This window comes from Frankia sp. AiPs1, assembly GCF_023716945.1.
In the GTDB taxonomy this organism is placed as follows: domain Bacteria; phylum Actinomycetota; class Actinomycetes; order Frankiales; family Frankiaceae; genus Frankia.
In genome coordinates this window covers 1-1,788 of the sequence record NZ_JAMQQF010000854.1, presented here as the reverse complement: position 1 = coordinate 1,788, position 1,788 = coordinate 1, and the positions used below count along the sequence as shown (strand labels likewise).

Below are 1,788 nucleotides of genomic sequence, written 5' to 3'. Positions count from 1 at the left end.
CGGCCAAGGAGCTCGGGGCGGGCTCCCCCGCTCAGGGCCGCGGCACGGCCGCCCCCGACGGACCGACGGAGTCGGAGCGGGCCGCGCTCGTCGCGCGGGCCCGCCAAGGCGACACCGAGGCCTTCGGCCTGCTCTACGACCACTACGCCGAGCTGGTGTTCCGATACGCACTGTACCGACTGGGCGGCGACCCCCTGGCGGCCGAGGACATCGTCAGCGAGACGTTCCTGCGGGCGCTGCGCACCATCGGCGCGTTCCGCTGGCAGGGCCGCGACATCGGGGCGTGGTTCGTCACCATCGCCCGCAATCTGCTGGTCGACCAGGCTCGCTCGGCGCGGCGCCGGTTCGAGATCCCGACCGCCGACATCCTCGCGGCGGCGGATGAGCGGGCCACCGCGCTCGCCGTGCCCGGCCCGGAGGAGTCGATCATCGCCGTGCTGACCCATCGCGAACTGTTGGACGCGGTCCGCCGGCTGCGCCCGGACCAGCAGGAGTGCATCGCGCTGCGCTTCCTGGAGGGCCTGTCGGTCCGGGAGACGGCACTCGCGATGGGCCGCAACGAGGGTGCCGTGCGGGCGCTGCAGCTACGCGCCGTCCGCGCCCTCGCCCGCAGCCTGCCCGCGGCGGGGCCGGCCTGACCGGCCCGGGCCGCCGGCACCACCGGCGGCGACGACGACGACGACGGATCTTCGGATCACCTGTGGACCACGGCACCTTTCTTGCCCCACCGGCACTTTTGCGCCGCCGGATCTGAACCGCCTGCTGCCGCCGACCGGGGTCGGGCCGTAGTCTGGCGGCGTGCCGACGAACCGAGGTGTGGAACCTGACGCGCCGAGGTGGTGACGACGAGTGGGCGGTGGGCCTGTCACCGTCCGGGCCGAGCGTCACCGTCCGGGCCGAGCCCCTCGCTCCACCGCGAACTGCATGGAGATGACTGAATGAGGGTGCGACGCAGGGGTGTGGCCGAGACCAGGCAGGCGGCCGAGGCGGCCGCCATCGCCGCGTTGAAGGTCGCGGCCGAAGAGGTTCCCCGGCCCCCGCTCGACGAGTCCGCCGCCGCGTTCTTCGACGTGGACAACACGATGATGGCCGGCGCCTCGATCTTTTACTTCGCCCGCGGCCTCGCCGCGCGGGACTTCTTCGACTCCCGTGACCTGCTCCGGTTTGGTTGGCAGCACGTCACGTATCGGCTGCGCGGCCATGAGAACCCGGACGGGATGCGCGATGCCCGGGAGACGGCGCTGGCGTTCGTGGCCGGGCGCTCGGTCGCCGAGATCGTCCGCTACGGCGAGGAGATCTACGACGAGCGGATGGCCGAGCAGATCTACTCCGGCGCGCACGCCCTGGCCCAGCAGCACCTGGACGCCGGCCAGCGGGTGTGGCTGGTCACCGCGACGCCCGTGGAGCTGGCCTCGGTCATCGCCCGACGCCTCAGCCTGACCGGCGCGCTCGGCACGGTCAGCCAGGTCACCGACGGCACCTACACGGGCCACCTGGTCGGCGGGCTGCTCCACGGCCAGGCCAAGGCCGAGGCGGTGCAGGCGCTCGCCGAGCGGGAGGGCCTGGACCTGTCCCGGTGCTGGGCCTACTCCGACTCGATCAACGATCTGCCGATGCTCTCACTGGTCGGCCACCCGGTGGCGATCAACCCGGATCCGGATCTCAAGACCGTCGCCCGCGAGCGGGAGTGGCCGATCAAGGACTTCCGCACGGCCCGGCGGGCCGTCAAGATCGGCATCCCGGCCGCGGCCGGCGCCGGCGCGCTGGCCGGCGGCGTCGCCGCCGGGA

Annotated in this window: 2 protein-coding genes; both read left to right on the top strand. The window is 73.4% G+C overall.

Annotated elements, in window-relative coordinates; translation table 11 throughout:
- A partial coding sequence (locus ND748_RS31300; RefSeq protein WP_251749907.1) for a sigma-70 family RNA polymerase sigma factor occupies positions 1-638 on the top strand: 638 nt, incomplete at its 5' end.
- 300 nt (positions 639-938) lie between these two features.
- A partial coding sequence (locus ND748_RS31295) for an HAD family phosphatase (RefSeq protein ID WP_251749906.1) occupies positions 939-1,788 on the top strand: 850 nt, incomplete at its 3' end.